This window comes from Bifidobacterium sp. M3-N-101 (assembly GCF_023656805.1).
In the GTDB taxonomy this organism is placed as follows: Bacteria; Actinomycetota; Actinomycetes; order Actinomycetales; family Bifidobacteriaceae; genus Bifidobacterium; species Bifidobacterium breve.
On record NZ_JAMOKQ010000007.1, the window covers coordinates 39,349 to 54,267 of the forward strand.

Annotated in this window: 11 protein-coding genes and 2 pseudogenes; 1 reads left to right on the forward strand and 12 read right to left on the reverse strand. The window is 65.4% G+C overall.

From position 1 onward, the window contains the following. The first annotated feature begins 71 nt into the window (after positions 1-71). Positions 72-1,379: a relaxase/mobilization nuclease domain-containing protein gene (locus tag NBH12_RS06815; RefSeq protein ID WP_250819310.1), complete on the forward strand. Its 1,308-nt coding sequence runs from the start codon at positions 72-74 to the stop codon at positions 1,377-1,379. A gap of 19 nt (positions 1,380-1,398) precedes the next feature. Here NBH12_RS06815 and NBH12_RS06820 read toward each other — a convergent pair whose 3' ends face one another. The 12 genes and pseudogenes from NBH12_RS06820 to NBH12_RS06875 form a co-directional block, all read right to left on the reverse strand. Further along, a complete protein-coding gene (locus NBH12_RS06820; protein ID WP_007056089.1) occupies positions 1,399-2,682 on the reverse strand; it encodes a HipA domain-containing protein in 1,284 nt (427 codons plus the stop codon). After that, positions 2,679-2,993: a hypothetical protein gene (locus NBH12_RS06825; RefSeq protein ID WP_007056064.1), complete on the reverse strand. Its 315-nt coding sequence runs from the start codon at positions 2,991-2,993 to the stop codon at positions 2,679-2,681. Before NBH12_RS06825 ends, NBH12_RS06820 begins: the two co-directional genes overlap by 4 nt. A gap of 102 nt (positions 2,994-3,095) precedes the next feature. Beyond that, positions 3,096-4,229: an alanine and proline-rich secreted protein Apa gene (locus NBH12_RS06830; protein ID WP_250819311.1), complete on the reverse strand. Its 1,134-nt coding sequence runs from the start codon at positions 4,227-4,229 to the stop codon at positions 3,096-3,098. Next, positions 4,216-5,169: a DUF4913 domain-containing protein gene (locus NBH12_RS06835; RefSeq protein ID WP_217740448.1), complete on the reverse strand. Its 954-nt coding sequence runs from the start codon at positions 5,167-5,169 to the stop codon at positions 4,216-4,218. Before NBH12_RS06835 ends, NBH12_RS06830 begins: the two co-directional genes overlap by 14 nt. Further along, positions 5,169-6,977, reverse strand: a complete 1,809-nt coding sequence (locus NBH12_RS06840; protein WP_195575025.1) for a type IV secretory system conjugative DNA transfer family protein — start codon at positions 6,975-6,977, stop codon at positions 5,169-5,171. The genes NBH12_RS06835 and NBH12_RS06840 overlap by 1 nt, the downstream gene beginning before the upstream one ends. 80 nt (positions 6,978-7,057) lie before the next feature. Further along, positions 7,058-7,699, reverse strand: coding sequence for a hypothetical protein (locus NBH12_RS06845; protein WP_131212449.1), 642 nt, complete (start codon positions 7,697-7,699; stop codon positions 7,058-7,060). A 101-nt stretch (positions 7,700-7,800) separates the two neighbouring features. Then, positions 7,801-8,835, reverse strand: coding sequence for a hypothetical protein (locus tag NBH12_RS06850; protein WP_007056059.1), 1,035 nt, complete (start codon positions 8,833-8,835; stop codon positions 7,801-7,803). A 104-nt stretch (positions 8,836-8,939) separates the two neighbouring features. After that, positions 8,940-9,209 carry a hypothetical protein gene (locus tag NBH12_RS06855; RefSeq protein WP_250819312.1) on the reverse strand — a complete coding sequence of 90 codons (270 nt, stop codon included), beginning with the start codon at positions 9,207-9,209 and terminating at the stop codon, positions 8,940-8,942. Positions 9,210-9,439: 230 nt separating this feature from the next. Beyond that, positions 9,440-9,781 (reverse strand): annotated as a pseudogene (locus NBH12_RS06860) (dehydrogenase); the annotation flags it as partial. 14 nt (positions 9,782-9,795) lie between these two features. After that, on the reverse strand, positions 9,796-11,355 hold the full coding sequence (locus tag NBH12_RS06865) for a putative type IV secretion/conjugal transfer ATPase (protein ID WP_172633840.1): 1,560 nt from the start codon (positions 11,353-11,355) through the stop codon (positions 9,796-9,798). A 53-nt stretch (positions 11,356-11,408) separates the two neighbouring features. After that, a complete protein-coding gene (locus NBH12_RS06870; RefSeq protein ID WP_077384267.1) occupies positions 11,409-12,896 on the reverse strand; it encodes an SCO6880 family protein in 1,488 nt (495 codons plus the stop codon). A 24-nt stretch (positions 12,897-12,920) separates the two neighbouring features. Beyond that, positions 12,921-14,912, reverse strand: a pseudogene (locus tag NBH12_RS06875) (hypothetical protein). Positions 14,913-14,919 lie beyond the last annotated feature (7 nt).

Sequence of the window (14,919 nt, forward strand, 5' to 3'; positions counted from 1 at the left end):
CGGCAAAGGACGCATATCTCTCATAGACGCCATGCGCCGCCGTGCCGGGCGCGCGGGCGGAGAATCATCGTATGATACCGAATATCGTCAGGGGCTCGGACCCGGCCGGCCTGGTGCGCTACCTGTTCGGCAAGGGACGGCGCAATGAACACACCGACCAGCATCTCGTGTGCGCGAGCGGCGACATGTTTCCCTCGTTTGACATGGATGGCAAGCCGGCGGCGTCGTATGCGGAGATAGGCCGCAGGTTCGACCGACGCTACCGCGTCAGGGAACGCAAGGACGATCCGTTCCCGCCCGACATGCGAGGCAAGAACAACCCCGAACGAGAGCATGGCAGGAAGCGCGTGTGGCACTGCTCGCTCGCCATCAAGGCCGGGCAGGGAATCCTGACCGACCAGGAATGGGAGGCCGTCATCCGCGATTATCTGACGCGCATGAACATCATCGACGGCGACGACGATCAGGGCGTCACATGGCTCGCGGTCCGCCACGGACTGTCCGCCAACGGCAACGACCACGTGCACATCATGGTGCAGCTCGCCGCCGACGACGGGTGGATCAACCCGTACCACGACCGGATCAACGCGCAGAAATCATGCAGGCGGATGGAGAAGACGCGCCCCGAACTGGTCGAGCTCGCACGCTCCGACACCGGCACGCGCGTCAGCTGGCAGTACGGGCAATGGCGTCAATGGGCCGAATGGAAGGCGCGAAACGAGTACGGCGACGACGAGGGATGGGATGCGTTGGACGGCAACGAGAGAAGCCGGCTCGTCACGGCGGTCGCCGCCTCAACGATGCCGCGCCAGCATGTCGGCCGGATCGTGGAGGCGTGCGCCAAGGCATCGCGCAGCGAGGACGAGTTCATACGCCGCGTGCGCAGGGAAGGCTTCTCCATCGACCCCAGGCTGCGCAAGGGAACCGCCAAAGACTCGTTCACCGACCCCGGCCAGGTGGTCGGCTACAGGATCACGTGGCGCAGCACGGACGGGTGGACGGAACGGTTCAACGCCTTCGAGCTCGGCGACGACATGCGATTGAAACGACTGCGCGACGACTGGGCGGACGATGCCAGAAGCCGCGCCCTGGCCGTGCAGGAATGGCGCGCCGCGATGGAGAACCGCCCGCCCTTCCTCGATGATGGACGCGAACGGCACCTGGAGAATCTGTCCACGCACGACATGGAACGCCTCGTATCCGAAGCGTTCTGCATCGCCGCCAGTCTCAACAACGCGGCGGACGGCGACGAATACCGGGCAGCGATGCGCGAGGGCCTGCACACGTTCGACATGCTGCGCGAACGCTACGGAATCGCGCCGGAATACGGTCTATGGAGCATGGTCGCCTCTGACGAGGAGAACCGGCCCCGCCGTTAGGACGCTTCCCGGAAAAAGCTCAGATGGTACGGCCCGAGGAGGGAAAACCGAGCGAATCGGGCAAAGCCGATGCTGGATCGAGAGAGTTCGCCGGCTCGTCTCCCGGCATGATCGGCTCGATGGACTCGTTCGCCTTCGTCCAGCACGCGTTCAGGCGATCGGCCATCCGCGCGTCCAGGCCCTCGCAGGATTCGGATATGCCGGCGAGGACCTTCCCCGCCATACGCCGGGCCATATCCGCCACCCTCGAACCATCGAGACCGTGACGTGTCGCCAGATCCTCCCAATCCTGGGGCGTGGTGTGCTCCGCGAAGGCGTGATCCTCGTTCAACGGCATGGTGAGTTCCCAGTTGAACTCGGGCCAATACCTGGTGGCGACCGCATCATACTGGGGAGACAGGCGTATCCCCGATGCGGGATCGAGGATCAGGGAATAGTTCTTCGCATGTGCGTCGCTGTTGGCGGACGACGTGTTGAAGGCCAGCCTTTCGAGCCACCGGTAGGACAGGGAACCCGACGCATCGATGCGTTGCAGGAGATCCAGGCAGTCATCGGCCGACGGATCGTATTTGTCGCGGGTCGGCAATCCCAACGCTTGCAGGAAGTCCTCTTGCCGCAGTCGGACGATTCGGCCTTCCTCCAGGCGACGGTCGAACCGTTCCACGATATAGGCCGTCTTGCGCTGCGCCGTGATCTCGCCGCGTGCCGGTGTGTCGATGCCGCACAGTTCCGACAATCGCATCGTCGCCAGTTCCACCTTGGTCGCCTCGGGAAGGTCATGGGGCTTCGGTTTGACGATGTGGGTGGAGGGCAGCATCATATCCGGCCAATACCACTTGCCGTCCACGCGGGACAGTGTGAACTTGCCCTGCGCCCCTCCCAAGGAGAACCGGCAGTGGCTGTCCTCGTCCCACCAGTAGTTCCTGGTCCGCTCGATGCGGTCGATTTCGTTGGCTATCTGGGAATCGGAGATCAGACGAAGCGTCGGCGATGGGATTGGAGGTTCCGGGGAGAGGGAGAACACCAGTCCGCCGGTGGCGTCAACCCGGTCCAGCAGATCGAAGACGCCGGCCGAGGAGGCATTCAGGTGCTCACGCATGGCCTGGCGGACGTTGGGATTGTCGGGCAATAGATTGTCCAGGAAGTTACGCGGTGCCTGGTCTCTCCATCCGCCGGTTCTGGGCAGGCTCAGACTGATCGGCAGACCCTCGTTCGCGTCGTACGCGAACGATATGCGCTCCTCGTCGTCTTCCGAGAACACGCCCACATGATGCCCGTTCTCCCAGGCGTGCAGTTCCCTCACAGCAGTCTCCCCGCGTAGGCGGACGGCAGCGTTTCGGTGCGGATGTGCAGCAGGTCGAACATCCTGTACACGTAGCGGATGGAGGTCAGACCGGTCTCCACGAGCTCTTCGGCGCTTGAGAGGGGAACCCCGGCTCTCCTGGCGAGTTCGGCGGCGTCGAGACCCATGACGGACATGCGTTCGCGCACGCAACGGCGGACCGACGAGGTGTCGGGGAAGAACCGCGCCGGGTTCTCCTCCTTCTCGTCGGGAAGACCCTTGTAGGCGGTCAGGGCATCATATTTCGACAGATCCAACGTCACGTGTGCCATGCTCGTCCTTTCCGGTTCCGAAAGCCGTTGACACCATGATACGGCCATCCGATGCCGGCGCACCCCACGAACCTCATGGCAAGGGGTGCGCCGGCATCGGCGTCAGCGTGCGTTGCCGTTGGTCTCGGGTTGCAGGATCTGCGGCGTCGAGACGTTGGCCTGGTCGGGTATCGGCTGGTCCGTGGGGTTCATGGAGGATTCCATGGCGGGGCTGTATTCGCCGAACGGGTCGGGCCCGTTCCATTCCTCGGGTTCGTTCAGGTCGAGGGGCGGTTCCTCGTATCCGTCGGGCTCCCCGGTCGTCAGGTCGCCGCCTCCCGTGGTCTCGGGCTCGGGTTCGGATGCCGGTTTGCGTTCATCGGCGGCGGGCTTCGTATGCTCCCGCACGGGTGTGGGGGTTTCGATGATGGGTGCGGCGTCAGCGTTCTCGGTGCGTTCGGCCTCGCTTATGGTGCTGGGCTCGTCTCCTGTGGCCTTGTTGTCCGCGTGCGAGGATTCCGGCAGGCCCTGGTCCTTGAGGAAGCTGATTCGGGAGGCGGCGTCGTCCACGCCGTTGACCGGCGCGCACATCACGGCTTCGACGATCCTGTCGTGGTCGTAGCCCGTCCATTGGCCGGTGAGCCGCGAGTCCACGAAGAACGTGGCGTCGTCGCCGTGCGCGGCCTGGAACGCCTGCGTGTCCTCCACCCGTTGCAGGTCCACGGGCACGCCGGCCGTGTTGAAGGCGTTCAGGGTGGCCTGCAACGCGGGCGACTGGTCGGTGTAGGTGATGTTCACGTGGTTGGTCAATTGGTCGGCTGCGGCGTCGATGTGCGTTTCCGGGTGGCGTTTCGACCATTCGTCCTTCAGCCGGGCCTTCGCCTCGATGATCTGCCTGCGGTAGCCGGGGTCGTTGCCCTCCAGTTGGTCGGCGACCATCCATCCTTGCAAGAGGGACGAGTCGCGCATCTTCCTCCAGCCGTCGCCGTCGGCAAGCACGGTCGCGTTCAGGGTGGACTCGAACCCCTTGTTGAGGCGTTCCCTGTTGTCCATCTCCCATTGTTCGAGGCGGATGGATTGCTGCTGCCGTCTGGTCTGCTCGTAGCGTTCGTTCTGGACGGCGCGTTCGGCGCGTTCCCTGCGTCGCGCGCGGTCGCCGCTCAGCTCGTTGTGCAGGGTGCGCAGCTGCTGGGCGACGCTGTTCCAGCTCTGGACCATGATCTGGTCGAAGCCGTCCTCGGGATCAGTTTGAGCCATTGTTTCTCCTCCTTGTTGGCGTGATGGTGGTTTCCTTGTTTTCCTTGCCGCCTGCGGCGGGGACCGACAACGTTTCCAGGATCGGTTCGCGCCATGCCCGGTTCGGGCGTTCGCAGGGCAGCGGTTCGCCCTTCCTGGTGAGATTCTGCTTGCAGTCGAGGCTGGCGACGATGCCACGGTCCTTGTCGAAAACGCGGTCGAGCATCGACGCCGCCTGGATGTAGAAGATCATCATCTGGCCGGGTGCCTTGCGCGCGTTCTCGTAGGCGCGCCACATGGCGTCGAGCGGGAACACGAGCGCCGGATAGCGCCACCAGTCGCTCACCCATTGCATGTTCACGCTCGCGCTCTGGTGGTAGCAGAACACGTTGGCCACGAACCTTTCCACGAACGCGGCGAGGTTCGGATAGTAGGTCTCGCTGCGCCGCATTCGCGCGCCGAACTGGCCGGACACGTCCCTTGCCCGCGCGGGATCGAGGTCGCCGGATTCGTCTCGGCCGAGATCCGTCTTCCCCTCCGGCGCGGGCAGTATACGGGTGTCGGATTCCTCCGCATCGTCCTTTGGAGGGGTGTCGTCACGGTCCGTTGCGTCTTCCGGCGGGTTCTCGTAGCCGTTGCCGGTTTCCCCGGCATCGGCCGGAATCCCGGATCGGATGGGTTCCGCCGCGTGCCGGCCTGCCGGCACCTCGGGTGCGGTCGGCGTCGGCTCGCCTTGGCCCGGCATGGTTTCCTCTTCGATCTCCTTGTCCTCGGGGATGTGCGGCGCTTCGGGGTTGGGCAGTCCCTTGCCGTAGGGCACGCCCTTCTCCTCCAGGATGGCGCGGGTGAACAGTTCCAGCCATCCGCAGTCCGATGACAGCAGGGTTCTGGCGGCACCGACCGCGCGCTCCCATTCCTCCCCATCAGGGCCGGACGTGGTGTTCGAGGTGTGTTCGCTCATTATGCGGCCTTTCTCTGCTCTTCTCGGGCTTTCGCCTTGGCCTGTGCCAGGGCGTCGGCCCATTGCCTGTTGCCCGTCCATGGCAGGGTCTTGACGATCTGCGCTCGGGATTGGGATGCGAGCAGCAGCGCGCGGCCGACGGGCCATTCGGTCAGGTCGGAAACGTCGAGGATGTTCTCCTTCTGGATCGAGTTGTTCACGCTGCGCCGGCCGGTGCCGTCGATGTTGACGCTGCCTCGCACGATCTCCCTCTGGCCCACCAGCTGGCTGATCTCGCCGAGGAATTTCGCGTCCTTGATGCCGCCCAGGTAGACGGTGATGTTCGCGTTGTTGAACAGCGAGCCGAAGTTCGTCTCGCCGAACGCGGCCCTGCCCTGGTCCGGGTTCTGCCAGATCGTCATGATCGGGATGCCCGCCGAACCGAAATACGAGTACACGTCGGCCAGTTCGGGCCAGCGGCAGATGTTCGCGGCCTCGTCCAGCACGCAGCACAACGGGACCGGCAGACGACGGTTGTTGCCGGTGAACTCGCTTTGGGCGCGTTGGAACGCGGTGAACGCCACCACCGCCGTCAGGCTGGCGGTCAACGCGGTGGAGGGACGGCCCTGGGCGGAAAGCAGGTACAGGGTGTCCTCGCTCGTGGCGAACTCGTAGGGGTCGAACAGGCCGCGCCGCTCGTCGATGTTTCCTTCCGCGTCCCGGTGCGGGTCGATCCAGTCGATGATCTCGGGGTCCGCGAGGAACGCGACCATGGTCTGAAGGCTGCCGAACACGCCGCTTCGGGTTTCCGGCGTCAGCGCGATCACGCTGGACACGCGCGAGGCGATGCCCGCATAGCGCGGGTATTCGCTCAGGATGTCGGCCGGCGACGTGTCGCGCTCGTTGGAACACCATCGAAACACGTCGGACACGGATCGGCCTCCCAGATGCGCGGCGAACAGGTAGTCGGCGAGCTGCTGGGCGGCGGTGCCGGGGAAGAAGTCGTCGCCGCCGGTCTGCGGCTGGCCCGAGGCGTAACGCCAGCAGTCGGCGATGCGTTTCGCGTCGGCGATGGACTGCACCGAGGCGATCAGGTCCCACACCCACGGCGCGCTCTTCCGGTTCGGGTCCGCGATGCGTTCGGGGTCGAACGTCCATATTTCGCCGTTCGGATGGTCGAGCCTGCGGATCGGGGCGGTCACGTCGAGGATGTCGCCCTTGTTCGAGGTCGCCAGGCACGGGCCCGGTGCCGAGAGCACGGCCGGGATCGCGTAGCACAGGGACTTGCCGGAACGTGGGCCCGCCAGAACGATAGCCATGTCCTCCCAGCTGGTGTACATCGACGTGTTGTCCACGATGTTGAGCCCCAGCGGATATCCCGGCGACATGCCCTTGCGCCAGTGGTCCGCTTCTATGAGCCTTGACGCCATGGCCTCGGCGCGCTGGCGCGTCACCTTCTCCACGGCCTCGCCATGGCCCATGGCAGGCGCGTACACGTCCACGCGGGTGCGTGCCTTGGCGCCGGTTGCCCACGGCACGGCCTTGCTGGCGATCAGCCACGCGCCCACGCCGCACGCCACGGCCAGTACGACGAGCACGGCCACGGCCAGCGCCCACTGGCCTGCGGTCAGCGACCATTGGCCGGAGACCAGGTACATGAGCGCGAAGATCTGGAAGGGATGCCCCGCATGGGAGCACACGAGGGCGAACGTCGTGAGGATCAGGGACACCGCGACGATGATCGCCAGTTCGATCTTGCGGCTGGGACGGACCGTGCCGCCCAGATCCTTCACTCGGTTCGATTGCAGTTTCGGATCGACGTCGGCCAAGATTCATTTCTCCTTTCAAGCATGACGGCGGAACCGATGGAAGCGGTCCCGCCGTCGATGCGCCAGGGCTTGCGTCATGGCTAGCGGGCGTTGCCCGTCGTGAAATCGGATGGGGTGGAAAGGAAATCCGGTGCCGCAGGGTCCGCCGGAGCGGGAGCCGCGCCCGGTGTCGGATAGCCCGACAGCGGTTCGAAGGGCTCGCCGTTGAAAGTGCGGGGAACGCCGTCGCCAACGTATTCGCCGCGCGAGGCGTCAACCTGGTCCGTCCATGGATCCGTTCGCCCGGCATCGGCCACGGCACCGGCCTGTTCCTTGTTCTGGCGTTTGCGTTCGCGGGCGAGCTGGATGCGCCGGGACACGATGGAATCGATCTGCATGGAATCGCCGATCACGACCGGACGCGCGTATGCCTTGCCGTCCTTCTGGCTGATGAAGGCGTCGGGATCGCCCATGCGGCCGGTCGCCACCACGGCGTCACCCTGGCGGAAATCCATGCCGTGCAGGAGCTCGGCGGCCTGGCCCCAGAATTTCACGGTGGTTCTCACCGGGCCGAGCGGATTGTCCGTATAGCTGCCGTCCTTCTGACGGACTCGCGGGCGGTCCTCATACACGGTGGCGCGCAGGTACGCCGAGCTCGTGGTGCCGTCCGCGTTGGTTTTCGCCGGCCAGTAATCGGGGTTCGCGGCGAGGAGACCGCGAACCACTTGCATTGACTGTGGCATGATGATGGTCCTTTCATTCGGGGAATACCAGCGCCTTCAATGGCGGCGGCGACTCCCATCATCCGGCCGGACCGGTGGCATCGCGGGGTACGGCGTCTACGTCAGCGCCCCAAATGCCCGCCGTTCTCCCACACGTTCGCCGCCTCCATGGCGGGATCGGTTTCCGGCAGACGGTCGAGCACGCTTGACGCGAACCGGTCCGAGGCGTCGTAGCCGATGGCCTGTTCGGCGAGTTCCCGCGCCTTCTCGCCGTCGCCCATGGCGAGGCTGAGCATGGCCTTCAGGCCGATGATCCGGTAGCAGGCGTCCGTCGGCGCGTTGGCCTCCAACGGGCCGAGGATCCCCATCGCCATGTCGATGCGCGCCGGATCGGGCGTGGTGCCGTTGTCGATCAGCCGGGAAAACAGCAGGTCGGTGTTCACCATGCCGTCCGGCGTGTTGATGCGTTCGCGCAATGCCGGAAGGGATAGGGGAGCGTTCTCGGCCAGTATGTCGCTGGCGATCATCATGCATGTTGATTCGGGCGCGAACTGCATCATCACGCCCAATACGGCGAGCCGGTTCGCGTCGGACGACCATTCGCCCGTGGAGCGTGGTTCGGCCATGAGCTTCGACCAGTCGTAGGCGGCGGCGTTGCGCCAGGTGGTGCGCACATGTTCCGAGAATCCGTCGTAGGTCATGCCTGAGTCCAGATATTCGTGTGTGGCTGCGGTGATCAGCTCGTCCAACGGCGGTTCGTCCGTATCGGCGGCTGTGGCCTCGCTCTCCACGATGAACGGGATGCGGGGCTCTTCGGAGGCCAGGCCGTCCGTTTCCTCCGGCTGCTCCCCGTTGATGCGGTCCGCTTCCATGCGGTCCACTTCGCCGGCGAACCATTCGGAGCCCGCGAAATAGGTGCCGTCCATCGAGGAGAGCACCGGCTGGAGGATGGATGCCAGTTCGTCGTACACGGCATCGGGGTTCCGCAACGCCTCGATGGTTTCAGTCGCCGCGTTGTATTCGATGATGCGGTTCGCCAGCCGCATGGCACCGTCATCGGGTCGCACGTCGTCATACGATTCGCCCCAATGCTCGATCCATCCGATCATCGTCTCCCGTGTGATCCGCTCTTCGGCATCGGTGTTCTCCAAAGGCATGTTCGGCTCCTTGACAATCCTCGGCGGCAACCCGCTGTTCCCGCCATGACCCCGATCATCAGTCCAAGGCCATGGCGGGGTGGGGCATGGCGTCTACAGGGTTCTTACAGGTTTCGTCCCGTGCGGCCGGTCAGGTCGTCCACGAGGCCGAGGAGTTCCGGTTCGGGCCAGATGGAGTTGGCGAAAAGGTAGTCGTCCGTCAGGGGCCGGTCCTTGAATATGGTTCGCGCGTCCTCCCGGATCGAGGCCAGCGAGCCGTCGGCGATCATGCCGGTGAGGTCCTGTGTGCAGTACAGGTCGTATGGCGTGAACCCTTTGCCGTTCCAATCGATGTGATGGGTGATCGAATACTCGTATTCGTTCCAGTGCTCCATCCATGGAAGGGCGTGGTCGCCTTCACGGGTGACGACCGAGTAGCGGAACCAGCCCTCGGGAACCTGTATGGCATCGCCGTCATACGGGTCCGTCAGGGAATCGAGGTAGCCGGCGACGATGGATTCGCCGGCATGGAATTCCGTGTACCATGCGAGGTCGGGATTGCGCAGCGCGGCGTGCAGCGAGTCGAGCAGTGCGGCGTCGTTCGTCGTGGTCCTTTCACCGGTTTTTCCGTTTCCGGCAGGATGCCGGTGTTGTCGTATATTCTGAACGTTTCGACGGCGTGCGCGACCCGCGCCCTCGATTCGCCATAGGTGGCGGAATCGACCGTCTCACGCCATACGGGTTCACGGGTTTCCGCATTGCCGTACGGCTTGGGCTCGGTGGGGGTTATCGACATTTCGAAGTCCCATGAGGATGCGCCGTGCTCGGCGGGGCGGAAGTCGAGAGTGCTGCGGTTGCCCGTCAGCCGCAGCAGCCGGGATCGCTCGCCGAGCCGGTCGGAGAGGGATGCGGAGCGTGCCACGGTGCGGATCATGCGTTTCATGCCGGTGGCGAGGTGGTCTGTCATCGCAGGGTTCCCTTCTAGGCGTGCCATTTGAGGTTCGTATCGTTGAACCCGCTTTTTTCGAGCGGGCACATCTCCACGTTGATGGGGATTCCGGGCAGTCCTCCCAGTTTGATCAGGAAACGGCCCAGACCCTTGTGCGAGGCATCGGAACCGAAGTTGACGGGCGTGGCCCAATCCTCCAGCATGTCCTCCTCGCGCCGGGATACGGGCAGTCCGCATTCGCCGCGCAGGTAGCGGTCCACCTCGATGCGGCTCAAAGCGCCCAGCACCTTGATCTCGCTGCGTTCCACGAAGCCGCGCGCCTTGGTGTTCTGCGCCGGGGTCTCCATGCACATCAGGTCCTTGAACGTGTGCGTGATCATGATCTGGCCTACGCCCCACTGCCTGTTCAGACGGGTGAGCAGGTCGAGCTTTTCGACCATGAGGGGGCTGGCGCGCAAAGCGCGGTGCATCTCGTCCATGATGATCACGTGGTTGCGCCGGGGCTGCAATCCCTCCTCGGCGAGCACGTCGGCGGCGTTCTTCGCGGCGAACGCGCTCGTCCACGTGGTCGCCAGCACGGCGGCGACCACATCGTCGCCCGACTGGGCCAGGGCGCTGATATCGAAGTCCACGGGCCTGGACAGGTCGATGCGCGCGGTGGTCTGGTCGCCGAACAGACGGCCGAACTTCGTCATGCGGTTCGAGAACCCGTGCAGGTCGGCCAGAAGGCCGCGAACCTGCGCCCTGTAGAGCTCGTCGTTTTCCGGGTCGTCCCAGACCGCCGCCATACGCACCTCGTCGGGCCCCTCGCGCAGCAGGTCTCGCAGGTCCGCGATGACGGGAGGCTGCGGGTCGCCGCCATGCCGGTCGTGGAGCACGCGCACGGCCACGGAAAGGATATCGGATTCGCGTGCGGTCACGCCCCTGGCACCGCCCACGTCGTCGGCCTCGCGGCCGGTGCGCATGATCGTCAAAAGCACCTCCATGAGCGCCGCCCTCGTGTCGTTGTAGTAGTCCGTCAGGTCCTTGCGCGCCTTGCCCTCCAAGCGTTGCAGCGCATAATGGAGGTCGCCGGGGTCCAGGGGGTTGACCACGCCGATGCCCGCTCCCAGCCGGATGACCTGGCCGCCGAGCATGTTGACCAGTGAGGCGTAGTCGGGCTTCAGATCGCCGGGGATGATCGCGTTCATGCCCAGGGCGCTCAGTCCCAGCACCTCGCGGCGCACGAACGTGCTCTTGCCGATGGCCGGCAGGCCGAGCAGGAACATAGAGGGCTGTTTGATGATGCCGGCCTTGAACCAGCTGATCGGGTCGCAGCACACGCCGGCACCCGTCATCAGGCTTCGCCCGACCGGCACCCCCTCGGCCGGCAGGGCCATGTCGGTGCCGAACGGCCAGAACCCGCCGCACACCTGGTTCGACGTGCCGAAGAACTCGTCTATCGTGGGCATCAGGGCCGCATAGCCGCCTCCACGCGAGCGTTTCCCCCGCCACGGCATCGGGGGCACGGGCTCGTCCGGTTTGGCCTTCAACGGTGTGAGCAGCATTGATTCCATGCGAGCCACGGGGTCCGTGGCCGTGGCGCTTGGCATGGTTCCCTTCCGTTTCGACGGCTTCCATGGCATCGGCATCACGTGTCCTCCGTTCAGGACAGAAGCCGGCCGAGGGGGCCGGCTGGAGTGTATGATCTGACGTTCAATCCAAGGGGCAGGCTTGCGGCGAATCCCGTGTCCTGTGCCCCGTAGCAGGGGCGCAGGTCGATCTTCGCGCCGCCTGCGGCCTGTTCCACGGCGCGTGACGCGGCTTCGAGCCGTTGGCTTTCCTGTTCGCCCCTGGACACGGTGACGGTGACGAGCATCCCGAAGAACACCATGACCGCGCCCTGGTTCGTTTCGACGGCCTGTCGGTTGGCCTTGCCTATCTGGCTCATGGACCTCACCGTGGCCCGTTTCTCCTGGCTGACCTGGTTCGCGGCCTTCTGCCTGTTCTGCTCGGCCATGAACATCGTCTTGTCGGGCGGCAGCATCCGGTAGAGCACGGTGACGCGCTTGCGGTCGCAGTCCGCCAATGGGCTGAGCAGTCGGGTGAGCGTGTCGGCGGTCACGTTGCTTTGCGGCGGGTCCACCATCTCCCATGTGCGGCTCAGCCCGGAATCGTGCGAATAATGGCTCCAGCCGGCCTCGTGCATGAGCGGCCCGCAATCCTCCCATGCGATGTACGGGGGCTCGTCGGATTCCTCGATGGTCTCCTGCGCGGCCGGATCGTAGGCGACGCGGACCATGCGAGTGATCTCCTCCATGCCCAGGGCCCTCGCGGCACCGCCTCCCGCCTGCGCTATCTGCTCGCGGATCGAGGGCAGCAGCAGGCTTATGCGACGCGCGGCCTCCCCGGCCTCCAGGTATTTGCCGTCACGGTCGGTGTAGCGGAAAGTCAAGGTGAGCGTCACGTCGTTGGAAGCGCCGCCGGCTGCGTACTGGTCCATGATCTGCGCCATGGCGCGCGCCGCGAGCTCGGGAGCGTCCTCCACGATGCGTTTGCTCAGCGTGCGGCGGAAACGCACGCCGGAATCGGGTGCCGTGTCCACGGTCACGGCCAGTTGGGTGACGCCGGTCTCGGAGGCGAGCGATTCCATGAGCCCGGCCCACGAGGCCACGTACGAGTCCTCCACGTCGTCGTCGGCGAGGCTCGCGCCCTGCGGCTGGCATGACAGGAGCAGCGAGTATTCGCCGGTGTGCGAATGCCGCACCAGGCAGAACTCGCCGCCCAGCCCGTCCAGCGCCGAGGTCAGGCCCACCCGTGAGAGGATGCCCGGCAGCATGGCCTTGCCGCCGTCGATCGGCGCGAGCAGGCCGGAACGATACAGGTTAGCGCCGGTACGCTGCGCGGCCATCCACGTGCGTTTCTCCACGGCGCGATCCACCATGTTGCGGTGCTCGCGGTCCCTGATCGCCAGCACGAGGATGACGCCCATGCCGACCACGAGGATCGCGATGGCCGCGACCACGCTCGCCATGCTGACCAGCAGCGTGCAGGTCAATACGCCCATGCCCGCTATCGTCAACGGTATGCCGATGTTGCGGATGCCTCCCGGCATCGGCCGCATCCAATCCCCGTATGTCGTGTTCGACGCCATGATTATCCGAATCTCCTTAATGCGTCAGAATGTCTTGCCCTTGCGAGTGGAGGAACGGTCCGCGCCGTCCGGTGCGCCCTCGCGGGCGAACCCGCCGGCATCGTTCGTTCCCTGCGGCCTGTTGCCGCCTGACGGGTCGGGTGGCGCGCCATCGGGTGCCGGTGGAACCGGGCTTCCCGTGCCATTGCCGTTCGTTCCCTGCGGTTTGCCGCCGTTGCCCTTGCGGTTCGCTCCCTGTGGCTGGTCGCCGGTGTTCTGTGGTTCGCCGCCCGTGGGATTGCCTTCCAGCGGCTTGGCGTGCTTGCCGCCGCCGTTCGTTCCCTGTGGTTTGCCGTCGCCCCGGCCGAGTCCGGAAAGCAGTCCGGCCAAACCTCGGCCGGCACCGGGTTTGGCACCGTCCGGTGACGCTTCGCCGCGTCCGTCGCCGCCGCCTTTCCTGCCGCCCTTGCCGCCCATGGCCTTGCGCAGGCCGCCGCCGGCCACGGCGACTCCCATGCCGAGTATGGAGGGCAGGATTCCGCCGCCGCCACCGCCGACCGAGGATTGCACGGCGGGCACGATCACGCGGATCATGGCGGGAAGGAGGATGATGACGCTCAGGGTGAGCATCAGCGTGATGGCCTAGCTGTCGTCGCCGGGCCCGGCCGTGGCCATGATCGCCGAGCCGGTCGCCATGACCAGTGCGGCGACGGGCTTGTAGGCCAGGAACGCGGCCAGCCAGCCGATGGTCTTGGCGAAAGCCTGCTTGCCGGTCTCCATCCAGCTCATGGCGGCCCACATGGGTGCCACGCCCACCAGGATCGGCAGCATCCCGGCGCGGAAGTAGGCGAATATCTTGCTGATCAGCCCGCAGATCCACATCACGATGGTGAGCACGATGGCGACGGGCGCGCCGAGATTGAAGAACGAGCTCGCGGCCAGGCTTTTCGATTCCCAGGCGTCGTTCATCATGCCGCTTGCGGACCTGAGCACGTCGGCGGTCCACGTGTCGAATGTGGCCTGGAACGTGTTGACCAGTCCGGCAAGGCACACGGCGCTCAGGATCGCCCACATGAAGGCCTTGCCCAAGGGGATCAGGTCACGTCCCTCCTGTTGGGTGACGAGCTTCCAGCCGGCCGCGATCACGCCGCACACGGCAGCGATGATAAGGAACGGGTCAACCTGCATACGGATGTAGTCCGACAGGAAGAACGTGGTGCCGCCGCCCGGCGTCCATGACGGCAGGTCCGGATTGCCGCCGGACGAGCGGGAGAAGAACGTGAGCGCGATGCTCGCGCACGAGGAGCCGAGCAGCACGCCGAGCAGTATCCAGCCGATGCGGTCGAGCAGACGGCCCTCGCCGCCCTGGCCGATGTTCCACACGATGCGCGCGCTCAGCACGATCAGGCTGATCGCGGCGGCTGCGACGAGCACGCCCTGCGCGATGCGCAGGTACCGGTTCACCGGTGCGAACCATGAATCGTAGTCCGGGGTGGCGTTCGCCTGCAACGTTGATACCGTGTCGTTCGCGGCGACCAGCGTGTTGCGGCTGGTGGACAGCCATTCGATCGTGGAATCCGATTGGACCTGGTACATGTTCCACAGGGTCTTCTCCAGCCAGGAGAGCTTGCGCTGCTTCCGGCACGAGGAGTCCTTGTACTCCCATTTGCCCTCGTCGGACGACTCCTCCTGATACGTGTTCTCCAATGCCCTGCATTGCAGTTCCGGAGACTTCCTCAGCAGATCCTTCGCCGCCTTCTTGGTGCCGACCGCGACCGCGCCGGTATGGGCGGGCGGGTCGCCGTACTGGTCGATGACCCATTGGATCTGGCTGGGGCCGATCAGGTCGCCGAGTCTGCCTTCGGGTATCTTCATCACGTAGGTGGTCTGGGTGTCGCTGATCTGCTTGTCGCCGAACTCCAGTTCCTTGCTGAACGATCCGAAGTCGGGTCCGCCGCAGGCGGCGAGGCCCATGAGGCAGGCGAGGGCGAGCGGCAGCGCGCACAGGCGCTGCCGTATGCGTCGAATCCCTTTCATGGCTTTT